The organism is Mesorhizobium intechi, assembly GCF_002879535.1.
GTDB lineage: Bacteria > Pseudomonadota > Alphaproteobacteria > Rhizobiales > Rhizobiaceae > Mesorhizobium > Mesorhizobium intechi.
Genome location: NZ_PNOT02000061.1, coordinates 13,069 through 27,249 on the forward strand (window position 1 = coordinate 13,069; position 14,181 = coordinate 27,249).

Genomic DNA, 14,181 nt, shown 5'->3' on the forward strand with positions numbered 1-14,181 from the left:
TCCGGGTCAGCCAGCCGCGTCGCGGGCTCCCTCGGACAGGAAAGTAAAGACATAGTCCGAGAACGAACGCCAGCACTCGACACGGAAGGCGTCGTCCGCCGTGCGCAACAGCACGATCTCCGCCTTGCCGAGGATGGTGCGCGAAGCCGCGCCCGCCGGGAAGGCGTCGAGCGACAGGTCCTGCGGGCAGCCCGAATTGATCGTGGCTTCCGCCGCCGGACCGGTGACGGAGATCGCGACATTGCGGTGTGAGATGCCGACAGCCGAATGCAGCTCGGTGACCGTCGCACAGTCGGCGAGCGGATCGTTTCCACCCTCGTCGATGACAAGCCACTCGTCGGGGCCGAGCCACAAAACGGTGCGCCCGCCCTTCGACGCGGAAGTCTTCGGCTTCTTCGGCAAGGTCAGGCCAAGCGCCTTCGACAGCGCCGCGACGGAAGCCTCCGGCGCGCGCAACGAGATGCGCTCGGCAGGCGGCAGCACTTCAACCTTCACGCCAGTCGCCGTCGTGGTCCGTCCAGCCAATGCCGGACGGCGGTCGACCGATGGCGATGCGGCCGCGGCCGTCTTCTTTGCAGCAGCCTTAGCCATTGAGGCGGCCTCCCGTCTCGTCGAAGAACACCATGCCGGTAACCTCCACTTCGATTACCCCGTTGGGCATCGGCACGTAGAGCGTATCGCCCATCCGGTCGCGGCCGCCGGCAACCAGCGCCAGCGCGATCGAACGGCCGCAATTCTGCGACCAGTAGCTGGACGTCACGTGGCCGATCATCTTCATCGGGATTGCCTGCTTCGGATCCTCGACGATCTGCGCGCCTTCCTCCAGCACCACCTTCGGGTCCTTGGTCTTGAGACCGACCAGTTGCTTGCGGCCCTTGGCGACCAGGTCCGGCCGCGCCATGCCGCGGATGCCGACGAAGTCGGACTTCTTCTTGCCGACCGCCCAGTCGAGGCCGGCATCGTTCGGCGTCACCGTGCCGTCCGTATCCTGGCCGACGATGATGTAGCCCTTCTCGGCGCGCAGCACGTGCATGGACTCCGTGCCGTAAGCGGTGGCGCCGTGCTTCTGGCCTTCGGCCCAAAGCGCTTCCCAGACAGCCTGGCCGTAATCGGCCGGCACATTGACCTCGAAGCCGCGCTCGCCGGTGAACGACATGCGGAACAGCCTTGTCGGCACGCCGCAGATCTTGCCTTCGCGCACCGACATGTGCGGCAGCGCTTCGTCGGACATGTCGATGCCTTCAACCAGCGGCGCGATGATGTCGCGCGATTTCGGTCCCTGCACCGCGATGACCGCCCACTGTTCTGTGATCGAGGTCAGCCAGACATTCAGATGCGGGAACTCGGTCTGGAGATAGTCTTCCATATGGTTCATGACGCGCGGCGCGCCGCCCGTCGTCGTCGTCACATGGAAGCGGTCCGGCGCCAGTCGGCCGACGACGCCGTCATCATAGATGAAGCCGTCCTCGCGCAGCATGATGCCATAGCGGCAGCGGCCGGGCTCCAGCTTCTCCCATGGATTGGTGTAAAGCAGTTCCATGAACTTGGCCGCATCCGGACCGACCACTTCGATCTTGCCGAGCGTCGAGGCGTCGAACAGGCCGGCCGTCGTGCGGACCGCGACGCATTCGCGGTCGACCGCGGCATGCATGTCCTCGCCGGCTTTCGGGAAATACCAGGCGCGCTTCCACTGGCCGACATCCTCGAAGACCGCGCCTTGCGCCTCGGCCCACGGATGCGTCGCCGTCTTGCGCGTCGGGTCGAAAAGCGGCCCACGCGCATGGCTGACGATCGCGCCGAAGGTGACCGGCGTGTAGGGCGCGCGGAAAGTCGTCAGGCCGACCTCGGGGATCGGCTTGCCCAGCGTCTCCGCGGCGATCGCCAAACCGTGCATGTTGGAGGTCTTGCCCTGGTCGGTCGCCATGCCGTTGGTGGTGAAGCGCTTGACGTGCTCGATGGAGCGCATGCCCTCATGCACCGCCTGGCGGATGTCCTTGGCGGTGACGTCGTTCTGGAAGTCGACGAAGGCCTTCACCGTCGTGTCCGGCCCGGCGCCGGGCGCGGCGCCCAGCATGCCGCGCGACCAGCTTTCCGAGGCGTCGACCTTCGGCTTCACGCCCTTGGCGCTCTTCGCGCCGGAATCCCTGGCGGCCTTGGCGCCCGCCGCATAGGCCTCGTCCACCGACGCCGACAAGCCGTCCGTGCCATTGCAGGCACCGACGGAAACGCAATCCTGCGCATAGGTGCCGGGCACGAAGCGCTTGGTCTCGTCGTTGAAGGCGACCTTGCCGCGCGACTGCGAGAACAGATGCACCGACGGCGTCCAGCCGGCCGACATCAGGATGGCATCAACGGAAATGGTGCGCTCGCCGCCGCCATTCTTCGGCTGCACGGTCATGGAGGACACGCGCAATTTGCCGCCGGCGCGGATCACCGCGCGGCCGAAATTGATCTCGATGCCGAGCGCCCGCGCCTCGTCGATCACCGGACCGGTCGGGTTGTCGCGCAGATCGACGATCGCCGCGATGTTGACGCCGGCCTTTTTCAGATCGATCGCCGCGGCGTAAGCCGAGTCATTGGCCGTATAGACGCCGACATTCCTGCCGACCGCCACGCCATAATGGTTGAGGAAGGTGCGCGCGGCGCCCGCCAGCATAATGCCCGGCCGATCATTGTTGGCGAACACCATGTGCCGTTCGATGGCGCCCGAGGCCAGCACGACGCGCTTGGCCCGCACCTGCCACAGCCGCTCGCGCGGCAAGTCGTGCCCAGGAGCCTTCAAATGGTCGCCGACGCGCTCGACCAGGCCGACGAAATTCTGCGCGTAATAGCCAAAAGCCGTGGTGCGCGACAGCACGCGGACATTGTCCATGGCGCCCAGCCTGGCGATTGCCGCTTGTGCCCAGGCAAAACCGTCCTGGCCGTCGATCCTGGCACCCGTCTCGAACCGCAGGCTGCCGCCGAACTCGGCCTGCTCGTCGGCGAGGATGACGCGCACGCCGGTCTCGGCCGCAGCCAAGGCCGCCGCGATGCCGGCGGCACCGCCGCCCAACACCAGAACGTCGCAATGCGCGTAGCGCGACGAATAATGGTCGGGATCGGGCTTGTCGGGCGAAACGCCAAGGCCGGCGGCTTCGCGGATCTTGGGTTCGTAGAGGCTTTTCCAGGCCGCCTTCGGCCACATGAAGGTCTTATAATAGAAGCCGGCGGAAAACATCGGCGATGCCAGGTCGTTGACCGCGCCGACATCGAAGGACAGCGACGGCCAGCGGTTCTGCGAATTGGCGGCGAGCCCGTCATAGAGCTCCTGCACGGTGGCGCGCACATTCGGCGTCTTGCGCGCGTCGTCGCGTACGATCTGCACCAGCGCGTTGGGCTCTTCCGCGCCGGCCGACAGGAAGCCGCGCGGCCGGTGGTACTTGAACGAGCGGCCGACCAGATGCACGCCATTGGCAAGCAGCGCGGACGCCAGCGTATCGCCTTCTATGCCGGTGTAGGACTGGCCGTCGAAGCTGAACCGCGCGGTTTTGGCCTGGCTGAGGCGACCGGCTCTCGGGATGCGGAACGCGCCGCTCATTTGGCAACTCCCGGGAGCTTGGCGGGTTTGGGTTCGCCGGCCTTGTAGGTCATGACGAACTTGTCGGTGACGGTGTCACGCACCGCGTTGAAGAAGCGCGCGCAGCCATGCATGTGCCGCCAGCGCTCATAGATGATGCCCTTGGGATTGGAGCGGATGAAGAAGAACTTCTCGAAATCGTCGTCGCTCTCGCCTGACATGTTGGCCGAGCGCGCAATATGCGCCTCGCCGGCGTTGCGGAATTCGAGCTCCGGGCGCTCTTCCTCGCAATAGGGGCAGCGGATGAGAAGCATTCTGTTTGTTCCTACAATTCGCCGTGGCCGATGGCCGGTTGCTCGCAAAGCCTCTCGGCAGCCATTAGTGCGCCACCGCCGCCGCCGCCGCCTCGTCGATGAGCCGGCCGGTGCGGAAGCGCTCGATGGTGAAGGGCGCGTTGATCGGATGCGGATCGTCCTTGGCGATGGTGTGGGCAAAGACGTGGCCCGAACCCGGCGTCGCCTTGAAGCCGCCCGTGCCCCATCCGCAATTGACGTAGAGGCCGGGCACGGGTGTCTTGGCCAGGATCGGCGAGCGGTCGGGCGTCACGTCGACGATGCCGCCCCACGAGCGCAGCATCTTCATGCGCGTGAAGATCGGGAACATCTCGCAGATGGCATCGAGCGTATGCTGCAATATGTGCAGGCCGCCCGTCTGCGAATACGAGACATATTGGTCGGTGCCGGCGCCGATCACCAGCTCGCCCTTGTCGGACTGCGAGATATAGGCGTGCACGGTGTTGGACATGACCACGCATGGCACCACGGGCTTCACCGGCTCCGACACCAGCGCCTGCAGTGGATAGCTTTCCAGCGGCATGCGCACGCCGGCCATGTTCATGATGACCGAGGAATGGCCGGCGGCGACCACGCCGACCTTCTTGGCGCCGATGAAGCCGCGCGTCGTGTCGACGCCCATGACTGCGCCGTTGGCGGCCCGCTTGACGCCGGTGACCTCGCAATTCTGGATGATGTGGACGCCGCGCGCCGAGGCGCCGCGCGCATAGCCCCAGGCGACGGCGTCATGGCGCGCCGTGCCGCCGCGCCGCTGCAGCGCCGCACCGACCACCGGATAGCGCGCATCCCGTGAGATGTTGAGCGGCGGGCAGAATTCCTTCGCCTGCTCCGGCGACAGCCATTCATTGTCGATGCCGTTAAGCCGGTTGGCGTGGACATGGCGCTTCAGCACCTGGATGTCGTGCACATTGTGCGCCAGCATCATCACGCCGCGCGCCGAATACATGACGTTGTAGTTGAGCTCCTGGCTGAGCCCGTCCCAGAGCTTCAGCGCATGGTCGTAGATGCCGGCGCTTTCGTCATAGAGATAGTTGGAGCGGATGATGGTGGTGTTGCGCCCGGTGTTGCCGCCGCCGAGCCAGCCCTTTTCAAGCACCGCGACATTGGTGATGCCATGCACCGTGGCCAGATAATAGGCGGTGGCCAGACCATGGCCACCGGCGCCGACGATGATGACGTCATATTCCTTCTTGGGCTCCGGCGAGGACCACTGCTCCTCCCAACCCTTGTGGCCGCGCATGGCCTCGCGGGCGATGGCGAATACCGAATATTTTTTCAACGTCGCAACCCTCGCGCCAAAACGGCATGGCATATGGCGGCAGGGCGTTCACTCGGCCCCGGCGCGCGAGGTGTATCACTAGCGAAACGACGCTGCCACCCTTGCGCTGTTTGCGACGGCGCTTGCCGTTTTGCGCCACGACGAGAAAGACCATCAGGGCTGGTTGCCGCGGCTGCCTTCAGCCACATTGTCCGTCGCGCGATTCTGGAGAACCGATATGGGCAATGCGTGGTGGAATCTGACCTTGCGCTTCCTGCTGGAGCTTGCCGCCCTGCTTGGCCTCGGCATTGCCGGCTGGCACCTTTCCGAGGGATGGTGGCGCTGGGCCCTGGCTTTGGCCTTGCCGATCATCGCGGCCGTGCTGTGGGGTACTTTCGCGGTGCTCAACGACCCAAGCCGGTCGGGCCGCGCACCGGTGCCGGTTCCGGGCACGGTGCGGCTGGCGCTCGAACTGGTCATCCTGTTCGGCGGCGCTGCCGGATTCTATGTCGCGGGTCACATGGCCACGGGCATCGTCGTCGCCCTGCTCATTGCCATCAGCTACGCATGTTCGCTCGACCGGCTAGGCTGGCTGCTGAAGCAGTAGGTCAAGTCAACGCTGCCTTCGCAGGGATCGGGCGGTTCCTCCCCGCCGCATCTGCGACCGAGCATCCCGATCGCTGGCGAAACCGCGCTGTTCGCCGACGGCGGCGTCTCGATCAACCGGACGTGAAGTTTTTTACGGCGAACAGGCCGGTTCGCCGCTTTGCCGCAGGCACCCGGTCTTGCTTTTTCCGCGCGATTTGGCGATTCCGTTTCGTGTCGAAACGGGTCCCGAAATCATGATGCTGGTCCGAACCTATGTGGCCGCGAGCGCAATCGAGGGAGTCGGCATGTTCGCCGCGGAGCCTATCCGGAAGGGCGCCTCGATCTGGCGCCTCGACCCGGATTTCGACCGGCTCATCCCGATGGACAAATACGAGGCTGCACCCCAGCCTCTGAAGGAACTGCTCGACCGCTATGCCTATCCGAGCCCGGATCGGCCAGGCTTCATGGTCTATGAGGTCGACAATGGCCGCTTCATGAACCATTCGGCGACCCCGAACACCGATTTTTCGCAATATGGCGGCGCGACCGCGACCCGCGACATCGCCGCCGGCGAAGAGATGACTTGCGACTACGGCGAATTCTTCGAGGATTTCGAGCGGCTGCACCTGGCCACGACATAGTTGGCGCCTTATCTCGGGGCGAGCGTGGCAATTTGGCTGCCGTCCTGCATTTCCACTGTGGACAGCGCGGCCTGATTCTGCTATCAGCCGCCACAATTCGTGGTGTCGACCGCCGCGGAGGCTAGTGGCTATGGCTACTTGCCTGTTGATATCAAACCCGAAAGACAGGATTGCCCGTGCAGGTACTCGTCCGCGACAATAACGTTGATCAGGCGCTTCGCGCGCTTAAGAAGAAGATGCAGCGCGAAGGCATTTTCCGCGAAATGAAGATGCGCGGTCACTACGAGAAGCCTTCCGAGAAGCGCGCCCGCGAAAAGGCGGAGGCCGTGCGCCGCGCCCGCAAGCTGGCCCGCAAGCGCGCCCAGCGCGAAGGCCTGCTGCCGATGACGCCGCGTCCGGTGGCCGCCGGTGGTGCTGCTGGCGCAGCGCGTCCGCCGCGCTGATTATCGCCAATATTTCGTCCTTTTCGAAGGATACCAAGGTGGCGCGATGCGGAATCGCCGCCACCTTTTTATTTTGATTGTGACCCGGCCCGGAGGGGGGATCCGGACCTGAACGACGCGCATGAAGTGAGGACAGGGCAGACATGAACGCAATAAGCGTGGAGCGCGGGGCCGCATTGCGTGGTTTCGCCCTGACGGCGGCCCTGCTTTCCGGATTGGTGCTGGCCGGCTGCCAGACATCGGGCCCGACCGGCGAGTTCAACAACATCGACAAGGCGCAGGGGTCGAGCGAAAATATCTCCTCGCTGTCGGCTGTCATCCAGCGCAATCCCCAGGATCCCGAAGGTTACAATGTGCGCGGCTCGGCCTATGGCCGCGGCGGCCAGTATCAGGCGGCGCTCAAGGACTTCAACCAGGCCATCCAGCTCAATCCGAATTTCTACCAGGCCTATTCCAACCGGGCGCTCATCCAGCGCTTCCTCGGCAATCAGGCGGCCGCGCTCGACGACTACAACAAGTCGATCCAGATAAACGGCAACTATGACGCCGCCTATATCGGCCGCGGCAATCTCTACCGCAAGGCGGGCCGCACCCAGGATGCCTTCAACGACTTCCAGAAGGCGATCCAGCTCGACACGACGGACGCCCGTGCCTACCACAATCGCGGCCTGATCTATCAAAGCCAGGGCCAGCATAAATTCGCCATCGAGGATTTCTCGACCGCCATCTCGCTGGCGCCGGATGCCGCCGAGCCCTACAACGGCCGTGGCCTTTCCTATCTGGCGACGGGCGACGAGGACAACGCCTTCTCCGATTTCAACATGGCCATCAAGCTCGACGGCCAGAACGCCGAGGCCTGGGCCAACCAGGCGCTCATCTACGAGCGGCGCGGCGACAAGGCGAAGGCGGCGAAATCCTATAAGGAAGCTGTACGCCTCAATCCCAACTACCAGCCGGCCAAGGACGGCCTCGCCCGCGTCAGCTGATATCGGCTTTAGCATGTCCGGCTAAACATTGTGGGGACGTCGGCGTGTCCGAAAGGACACGTCGCGCCGAAGATCGCCGCCGATCCGGCGACCGCGCGTTAACCCCCGCACCAGGCCGTTAACCCTTGCCTTGATCGCGCCAAGTTTTCAGCGGAACGGTCTGGTCACTAAAGCCGTTAATCCAAGCGATTTGCGAAAGGACCCTCCCATGATCAAGAAACTCGTCTGCGCCGCCGCCCTTGCAACGACCGTATTCGCTACCGCTCCGGCCAGCGCCGGAAAGCTGCAGCTCGGCACGCTCGACTGCACCATCGACGGCGGCACCGCCTACATCGTCGCCTCGAACAAGGGGGTGTCCTGCGTCTTCCGTCCCTACCACCACGGCCCGTCGGAGATTTACACCGGCGTCATCTCCAAGATCGGCGTGGATCTCGGCCAGACGCATCAGGGCCAGCTCGTCTGGGCGGTTCTGGCCGCGACCCGTGACCGCGATGCGGGCGACCTTGCCGGCAGCTATTATGGCGTGAATGCCGAGGCGAGCGTCGTCACCGGCGGCGGTGCCAACCTGCTGGTCGGCGGCTTCGACGGCGCCTTCATGCTGGAGCCGCTCAGCGTCCAGGCGCAGACCGGCGTCAACCTTGCAGTGGCCGTGACCTCGCTTCAGCTGATCCATTCGCTGAAGTGATCGAACGGAGCCACGCGCTCCTCTCTACCTTGCGGCGCGGAACCATATAGGATGGTTCCGCGCCGTTTGATTTGAGGGGAACGACATGCCGAAGACAGCCGCTGCCGTGATTGCACTCGTGCTCGGCGCGGCACAGGCGCAGGCGCAGGACCGAGGCGTCGAACTCGGTACCCTTGAATGCGCCATTGGCGGCGGCACCGGCTTCATCTTCGGCTCGACCAAGGATCTGAGCTGCACCTTCACCCCGACCGACAAGAGCTTCGCGCCGGAGGCCTATTTCGGCGCCGTCAACAAATACGGCCTAGACATCGGCACGACAAAACAGGCGGTGATGCGTTGGCTGGTGCTGACGCCGCTGAAGAACATCTACGCGCCGGGTGCGCTGGCGGGCGACTATATCGGCGCCAGCGCCGAGGTGACGGCGGCCGTCGGCGCCGGCGCCAATCTCCTGGTCGGCGGCTCCTCGCAGGCCTTCACCCTTCAGCCGCTCAGCCTGCAGACGCAGACCGGCATCAATCTCGCCATCGGCGTCAGCCAGTTCCAGTTGCGCAGCACCGAGAACTGATTTCTTGAAAAACCGCTTGAGCTCAACCGCGGTTGAGGTCCTACAAGCCCAGTCCGACCGGACCGGCACGCCGATGGGCACGCTATCCGGCGCTATTGCCGCGCATGGTCCTGCCGGAAAGCCTTGCTGGCTTCTGGTGCCGTGGGCCGGCATCGCGATATGCAAAGCATGGGGTGGACATGACTGAAATCGGTACGAACAGGGTCGACTGGCGCGCATTGTGGGCGAACGGCGACCTGGCGCGCTTCTGCTTCATCAGCCTCGGCATCTTGCTGCACGCCACCAACGAGACAATGGTGGCAACCGTCATGCCGGCCATGGTCGGCGAACTGGCCGGGGTGCAGCTCGTCGGCTGGTCATTGGCGATCTACGAACTCGGCGCCATCGTCGCTGGCGCTGCCGCGGGGCGGCTGGTGAGCTACGTGCCGTTGCGCACCAATATGGTGGTCGCGGCCCTGCTCTACGCCGCCGGCGCGCTGATCTGCGCCACCTCGCCTTCCATGCAGTTGTTCCTCGCCGGCCGGCTGATCGAGGGGCTGGGCGGCGGCGCGCTGGTGTCGCTTGCCTTCGTCTCGGTCGAGCGGCTGTTTTCGCGCGCCATCTGGCCGCAGCTCTTCGGCATCATGTCGGCGATCTGGGGCGTCGCGGCGTTCAGCGGCCCGTTGCTGGGCGCGATCATGACCGAATTCCTGTCGTGGCGCTGGGCCTTCGGCGTCTTCACCCTCGGCGGCACCGCCATGGCGCTGGCAAGCTTCCTTGTGCTGAACACGCCGGAGGCGAAGAAGCCCAGCACGAGCGCCGGCAAGGCCCCGCCTTTCCCGTTCGCCGCCCTCGCCTGCCTTGCCGTCGCCGTCGTGCTGATCGCCTCGGCCGGCGTCGACATCGCCCTGCTGCGCTCCTCGCTGCTGATCGTGCTGGGCCTCGCCGGGCTCGCGCTGTTTTTCGCCATCGACGCGCTGAAGCCGCGCTCGCGGCTGTTCCCGGCGCGGCTGTTTTCGTGGCGCACTCCGGTCGGTGCCGGCATGACCATGGTCGCCGCCTTTTCCGTCGCCACCTGCTCCTTCGGCGTCTACGGGCCGCTGCTTTTGACCAGCCTGCACGACATCCCGCTGCTGACCACGGGCTATATCATCGCCGCCGAATCGATCGCCTGGTCGATCCTGTCGATCCTCGTCGCCAACGCGCCGCCGCAGCGTGAACGGCTGATCATTGTCACCGGCGCGCTGATGATCGCGGCGGGCATCGCCGGCTTCGCCTATACGATACCGCTGGGCTCGATCCCGCTGATCCTGATCTGCGCCTTGCTGCAGGGCGGCGGCTTCGGCATTGCCTGGCCGTTCCTGACCCGCGTCATCGTCGCCTCCGCCCCGGACGACGAACAGACCATCGCCTCGGCCGCGGTTCCGACCATGCAGCGCATCGGCTATGCCGTGGGGGCCGCCCTTGCCGGCATTGTCGCCAATGCCAGCGGCTTCTCGCAAGGCTTGAACCACGACGCGGCGGCCAATGTCGCGAGCTGGCTGTTCCTTGCCTTCGTCCCGCTTGGCATCCTCGGCTGCCTCGCCGCCTTGCGGACGTCGGTCGCCGCAACTCGGCCGCTGGAAGCCGTCAGCTGACGCGGGTTCAATTCGAGCTGTCTCAATCGACACGCAACCGATAGCCGACACCGGTCTCGGTGGTGATGTAGCGCGGCTGGTCGGGCGTCTTTTCGATTTTTTGCCTGAGCTGCCGCACATAGACCCTGAGATATTGCACGTCGGTCGTATCGCCCCAGATCTGCTTCAGGATGAAATGGTGGGTCAGCACCTTGCCGGCATGCTGCACCAGGATGCGCAATATGTCGTATTCCTTCGGCGACAGCTTTACGTCCTTGCCTTCGACCTTGATGATGCGCTTGACCAGATCGACGCTGAGGTCGCCGCTCTGGAAAACCGGCTTCTCGCCTTGTTTCTGGAACTTGTGCCGCAGCGCCACGCGGATGCGCGCCACCAGTTCGTTCATACCGAACGGCTTGGTGACATAGTCGTCGGCGCCGAGTTCCAGAGCCTGGACGATGCCGGCTTCGTCGGTTCGGCTGGAGAGGATGACGACGGGAATGTCGAGACCCTCGTCGCGCCATGTGCGCAGCAGCTCATGGCCGCCCATGCCGGGCAGGCCGAGATCGAGCAGCACCAGGTCCGGCTTTTCCTGTTCCATCAGTTCGATCGCCACCTTGGCGTTCGGCGCCTCGCTGATTGCATAGCCCTGGCTGCCAAGGCCGACCCGAAGCAGCTTGCGGATCGGCGGCTCGTCATCGACGACCAGTATCCTGACATTCAGATTTGTCATCGAAGCTGATCCATGCTGGCGTCTTCGCCGCGATTGTCGATATCGGGCGCTTCTGTCGGCACCGGCATCCTGATGGTGAAGGCGGCACCGGGGCGGTCGGTCCGGTTGGCGGCCGAGATCGTGCCGCCCATAGATTCGACAAAGCCGCGGCAGATCGACAGGCCGAGCCCGGTGCCGGCGCGGACCTGATCGCCCTTGCGAACCCGGTAGAAAGTGTCGAACACGCGTTCGAGGTCCTGCGCCGGGATGCCAGGCCCTTCATCCATGATCTGCACCATAATGGATCCATTGTCGGTCCATCCCTGCACGCGGATCGTCGAGCCGGGCGGCGAATATTTCGATGCATTGTCGAGAAGGTTGAACAGAACCTGTTCGAACAGCACGGGATCGAGCTTCAGCATCGGCAGGTCGGGCGGAATATCGACCTCGATCTTGTGTTCGCTGGTGATCTTGCGGGCACGGTTGAGCGCCGTGCCGACGACATCGCCGACAAAATGCAGGGCATAGTTCGGCTCCATTGCCCCGGATTCGATCTTGGTCATGTCGAGCAGATTGGCGATGAAGCGGTTCAGTCGCTCCGATTCGTCGATCACCGTCGATAGAAGCTCCGCCCGGTCCTGCTCGGGCAGATCAGGTGCGAATTCCTTGAGCGTACCGGCCGCTCCCATGATGGCCGAGAGCGGCGTTTTCAGATCATGCGAAATCGAGGTCAGCAAGGCCGAGCGCAGCCGGTCGGCTTCGGCCGCCAGCTTGGCGCGGTCGACATCGGCGACGAGCTGGACGCGTTCGATCGCCACCGCCGCCTGGTCGGCCAGCGCGTCGAGCAGGCGCTGTTGCTCGGGCGTCAGCAGCGGACCCTGCTTGTCATTGTCGAGGCCGACGACACCGATCGCGGTGCGGCCTGTGCGCAAGGGCAGATAGAGACGCTTGGCGCCGGGCAGCGTGTCAGCGCCGCGCCCCGCGGCGCGGTTGTGCTCCCAGGCCCAGCGTGCGGCCGCGATATCGGCCTCGGCCAGCGTGTCGTCGGGCGGATAGCCGGCCTTGACGGTGATGGTGCCGTTCTCCGGCAGAAGCAGCACCACGCGCAGCTTCAGCATGGAGGCGATCTGAAAGGCGGTGGCCCACAGCACATCGTCGAGCGTGCCGGCGCCGGCGAGCTTCTTGGAGAAGAGGTAGATGTCCTCGGTGGCCCGTGCCCGCGAGCGGGCGGCGACAGCCTGGCGCTGCATGCGCGCGGCGAGATTGCTGGCGATGACCGCGACGGCAAGGAAGACGGCGAGCGCGACGATGCTCTCGGGATCGCGAATGGTCAGCGTGTAGCGCGGCTCGAGGAAGAAATAGTTGAAGGCAAGGGCACTGAGGAAACAGGCATAGAGCGCCGGCCAAAGGCCGCCGGCCACCGCCGACGTCAAAACCCCCAAGAGAAAGACGATGGCCAGATTGCGGACGTCGAGAAACTGGTCGAGGACAGCGCTGACGGCCAATGACCCCGCGACATAGGTCGTGGCGAGCAGATAGGGCCAGATCTGGAACTGCTTCTGCTCGGCCGCCGCCTTGACCCGTCGCGAATTTGCCTCGGCATCCCGCTCGGTCCCCGAAATGACATGCACGCTGATGTCGCCGGCATTGCGGATCAGATCGTAGGTGAGCGAACCCTCGATCAATTCGCGCCAGCGCGACCGCGTCGGCCTGCCGACCACGATATGGGTGAAATTGTTCGCCGTCGCATGGCGCACGATGTCTTGCGCGACATTCTGGCCGGGAATGGTCGTCACCTCGGCTCCGAGCTGCTCGGCAAGGCGCATGAGCGTGGCGAGCCTGTCCTTGTCTTCCTCGGACATGACGGCCGAACGAGGCGTATCGACATGCAGCGCCGTCCATGGCGCGCGGAGCCGATCGGCCAGCCTGCGTGCGTAGCGGATGCGGGCAGCACCCCCCGGGCGTGGGTCGACGCAGACCAGCACCCGCTCGCCCGCGGCCCAGGGACCCTGGATGGCATGGGACTGCATGTGGTTGAGCAGCTGCTCGTCGACACGCTGGGCGGTGCGGCGCAGCGCCAGTTCGCGCAGCGCCGTCAGGTTGCCTGACGAGAAATAGTTCTCGATGGCGCGCTGCGCGGTGTTTGGGAAATAGACCTTTCCCTCTTCCAGCCGCTTGATCAGGTCGTCGGGCGTAAGATCGATGATTTCGACGTCATCGGCCTGGTCAATGATGGAATCGGGAACCGTCTCGCGCACCCTGACCCGCGTAATCTGCGCGACGACGTCGTTCAGGCTTTCGACATGCTGGACGTTGAGCGTCGTGTAGACGTCGATGCCACGCGCCAGGATCTCCTGGACGTCGAGATAGCGCTTGGGGTGGCGGCTGCCGGGCGCGTTGGTGTGGGCGAGTTCATCGACGAGAACTAGCGCCGGGCGCCGGGCAAGGATGGCGTCGATATCCATCTCGTCGAGGATGCGCCCCTTGTAGTCGACCTTGCGGCGCGGGATGACTTCATAGCCCTCGACCAGGGCCTGGGTTTCCTTGCGGCCATGGGTCTCGACGACGCCGATCACCACATCGATGCCGTCGGCCAGCCTGGCACGGCCCGACATCAGCATTTCGTAGGTTTTGCCGACACCGGGTGCCGCGCCGAGGAATATCCGCAGACGGCCGCGTCCCTCCCGCTCGGCATGCTCGAGCAGCGCGTCGGGAGAAGGTCTGTTTTCGTTGCTTCTGTCTTCCGGCATCAGGATCGATCATGGCGAGGTCCGGGGATGCTGTCGATCCCCGGGCCTC

General features: G+C 64.8%; 13 protein-coding genes. 7 read left to right on the top strand and 6 right to left on the bottom strand.

What is annotated here, in order from left to right; all coding sequences use genetic code 11:
- Nucleotides 1-6: 6 nt before the first annotated feature.
- From C1D09_RS05705 to C1D09_RS05720, 4 genes are all read right to left on the bottom strand, one after another.
- Complete coding sequence (locus tag C1D09_RS05705) at nucleotides 7-591, bottom strand: sarcosine oxidase subunit gamma (RefSeq protein WP_143973390.1); 585 nt, start codon at nucleotides 589-591, stop codon at nucleotides 7-9.
- Nucleotides 584-3,577, bottom strand: a complete 2,994-nt coding sequence (locus C1D09_RS05710; protein ID WP_143973391.1) for a sarcosine oxidase subunit alpha — start codon at nucleotides 3,575-3,577, stop codon at nucleotides 584-586. The genes C1D09_RS05705 and C1D09_RS05710 overlap by 8 nt, the downstream gene beginning before the upstream one ends.
- Nucleotides 3,574-3,870, bottom strand: coding sequence for a sarcosine oxidase subunit delta (locus tag C1D09_RS05715; protein ID WP_143973392.1), 297 nt, complete (start codon nucleotides 3,868-3,870; stop codon nucleotides 3,574-3,576). The genes C1D09_RS05710 and C1D09_RS05715 overlap by 4 nt, the downstream gene beginning before the upstream one ends.
- A 64-nt stretch (nucleotides 3,871-3,934) precedes the next feature.
- Complete coding sequence (locus C1D09_RS05720) at nucleotides 3,935-5,188, bottom strand: sarcosine oxidase subunit beta (RefSeq protein WP_023778582.1); 1,254 nt, start codon at nucleotides 5,186-5,188, stop codon at nucleotides 3,935-3,937.
- Between the two features lie 217 nt (nucleotides 5,189-5,405).
- On the opposite strand from C1D09_RS05720, the gene C1D09_RS05725 reads away from it, so the two are divergent.
- From C1D09_RS05725 to C1D09_RS05755, 7 genes are all read left to right on the top strand, one after another.
- Nucleotides 5,406-5,774 carry a YrdB family protein gene (locus C1D09_RS05725; protein WP_143973393.1) on the top strand — a complete coding sequence of 123 codons (369 nt, stop codon included), beginning with the start codon at nucleotides 5,406-5,408 and terminating at the stop codon, nucleotides 5,772-5,774.
- A gap of 235 nt (nucleotides 5,775-6,009) precedes the next feature.
- Nucleotides 6,010-6,396, top strand: coding sequence for an SET domain-containing protein (locus C1D09_RS05730; protein ID WP_143973394.1), 387 nt, complete (start codon nucleotides 6,010-6,012; stop codon nucleotides 6,394-6,396).
- 176 nt (nucleotides 6,397-6,572) lie between these two features.
- Nucleotides 6,573-6,839: a 30S ribosomal protein S21 gene (rpsU, locus tag C1D09_RS05735; protein ID WP_010911429.1), complete on the top strand. Its 267-nt coding sequence runs from the start codon at nucleotides 6,573-6,575 to the stop codon at nucleotides 6,837-6,839.
- A 143-nt stretch (nucleotides 6,840-6,982) separates the two neighbouring features.
- Nucleotides 6,983-7,825, top strand: a complete 843-nt coding sequence (locus C1D09_RS05740; protein ID WP_143973395.1) for a tetratricopeptide repeat protein — start codon at nucleotides 6,983-6,985, stop codon at nucleotides 7,823-7,825.
- 208 nt (nucleotides 7,826-8,033) lie between these two features.
- The gene (locus tag C1D09_RS05745; protein ID WP_143973396.1) at nucleotides 8,034-8,510 is read left to right on the top strand and encodes a DUF992 domain-containing protein; all 477 of its coding nucleotides are present in this window, start codon (nucleotides 8,034-8,036) and stop codon (nucleotides 8,508-8,510) included.
- A gap of 85 nt (nucleotides 8,511-8,595) precedes the next feature.
- A complete protein-coding gene (locus tag C1D09_RS05750) occupies nucleotides 8,596-9,075 on the top strand; it encodes a DUF992 domain-containing protein (protein WP_143973397.1) in 480 nt (159 codons plus the stop codon).
- Nucleotides 9,076-9,254: 179 nt separating this feature from the next.
- Nucleotides 9,255-10,691: an MFS transporter gene (locus C1D09_RS05755; RefSeq protein ID WP_143973398.1), complete on the top strand. Its 1,437-nt coding sequence runs from the start codon at nucleotides 9,255-9,257 to the stop codon at nucleotides 10,689-10,691.
- Between the two features lie 22 nt (nucleotides 10,692-10,713).
- Here the strand turns inward: C1D09_RS05755 and C1D09_RS05760 are convergent, their stop codons facing one another.
- Together C1D09_RS05760 and C1D09_RS05765 are read right to left on the bottom strand one after the other, a co-directional pair.
- Nucleotides 10,714-11,403, bottom strand: a complete 690-nt coding sequence (locus C1D09_RS05760; protein ID WP_143973399.1) for a response regulator transcription factor — start codon at nucleotides 11,401-11,403, stop codon at nucleotides 10,714-10,716.
- Nucleotides 11,400-14,132 (bottom strand): sensor histidine kinase, encoded by a 2,733-nt coding sequence (locus C1D09_RS05765; RefSeq protein WP_143973400.1) that lies wholly within the window; start codon nucleotides 14,130-14,132, stop codon nucleotides 11,400-11,402. Before C1D09_RS05765 ends, C1D09_RS05760 begins: the two co-directional genes overlap by 4 nt.
- Between the last annotated feature and the right edge of the window lie 49 nt (nucleotides 14,133-14,181).

Excerpts from the sequence above, each read along its gene's own strand:
- C1D09_RS05705 (WP_143973390.1), bottom strand. The coding sequence starts at position 591 with ATGGCTAAGGCTGCTGCAAAGAAGACGGCCGCGGCCGCATCGCCATCG.
- C1D09_RS05710 (WP_143973391.1), bottom strand. The coding sequence starts at position 3,577 with ATGAGCGGCGCGTTCCGCATCCCGAGAGCCGGTCGCCTCAGCCAGGCC.
- C1D09_RS05715 (WP_143973392.1), bottom strand. The coding sequence starts at position 3,870 with ATGCTTCTCATCCGCTGCCCCTATTGCGAGGAAGAGCGCCCGGAGCTC.
- C1D09_RS05725 (WP_143973393.1), top strand. The coding sequence starts at position 5,406 with ATGGGCAATGCGTGGTGGAATCTGACCTTGCGCTTCCTGCTGGAGCTT.
- C1D09_RS05730 (WP_143973394.1), top strand. The coding sequence starts at position 6,010 with ATGATGCTGGTCCGAACCTATGTGGCCGCGAGCGCAATCGAGGGAGTC.
- C1D09_RS05740 (WP_143973395.1), top strand. The coding sequence starts at position 6,983 with ATGAACGCAATAAGCGTGGAGCGCGGGGCCGCATTGCGTGGTTTCGCC.
- C1D09_RS05745 (WP_143973396.1), top strand. The coding sequence starts at position 8,034 with ATGATCAAGAAACTCGTCTGCGCCGCCGCCCTTGCAACGACCGTATTC.
- C1D09_RS05750 (WP_143973397.1), top strand. The coding sequence starts at position 8,596 with ATGCCGAAGACAGCCGCTGCCGTGATTGCACTCGTGCTCGGCGCGGCA.
- C1D09_RS05755 (WP_143973398.1), top strand. The coding sequence starts at position 9,255 with ATGACTGAAATCGGTACGAACAGGGTCGACTGGCGCGCATTGTGGGCG.
- C1D09_RS05760 (WP_143973399.1), bottom strand. The coding sequence starts at position 11,403 with ATGACAAATCTGAATGTCAGGATACTGGTCGTCGATGACGAGCCGCCG.
- C1D09_RS05765 (WP_143973400.1), bottom strand. The coding sequence starts at position 14,132 with ATGCCGGAAGACAGAAGCAACGAAAACAGACCTTCTCCCGACGCGCTG.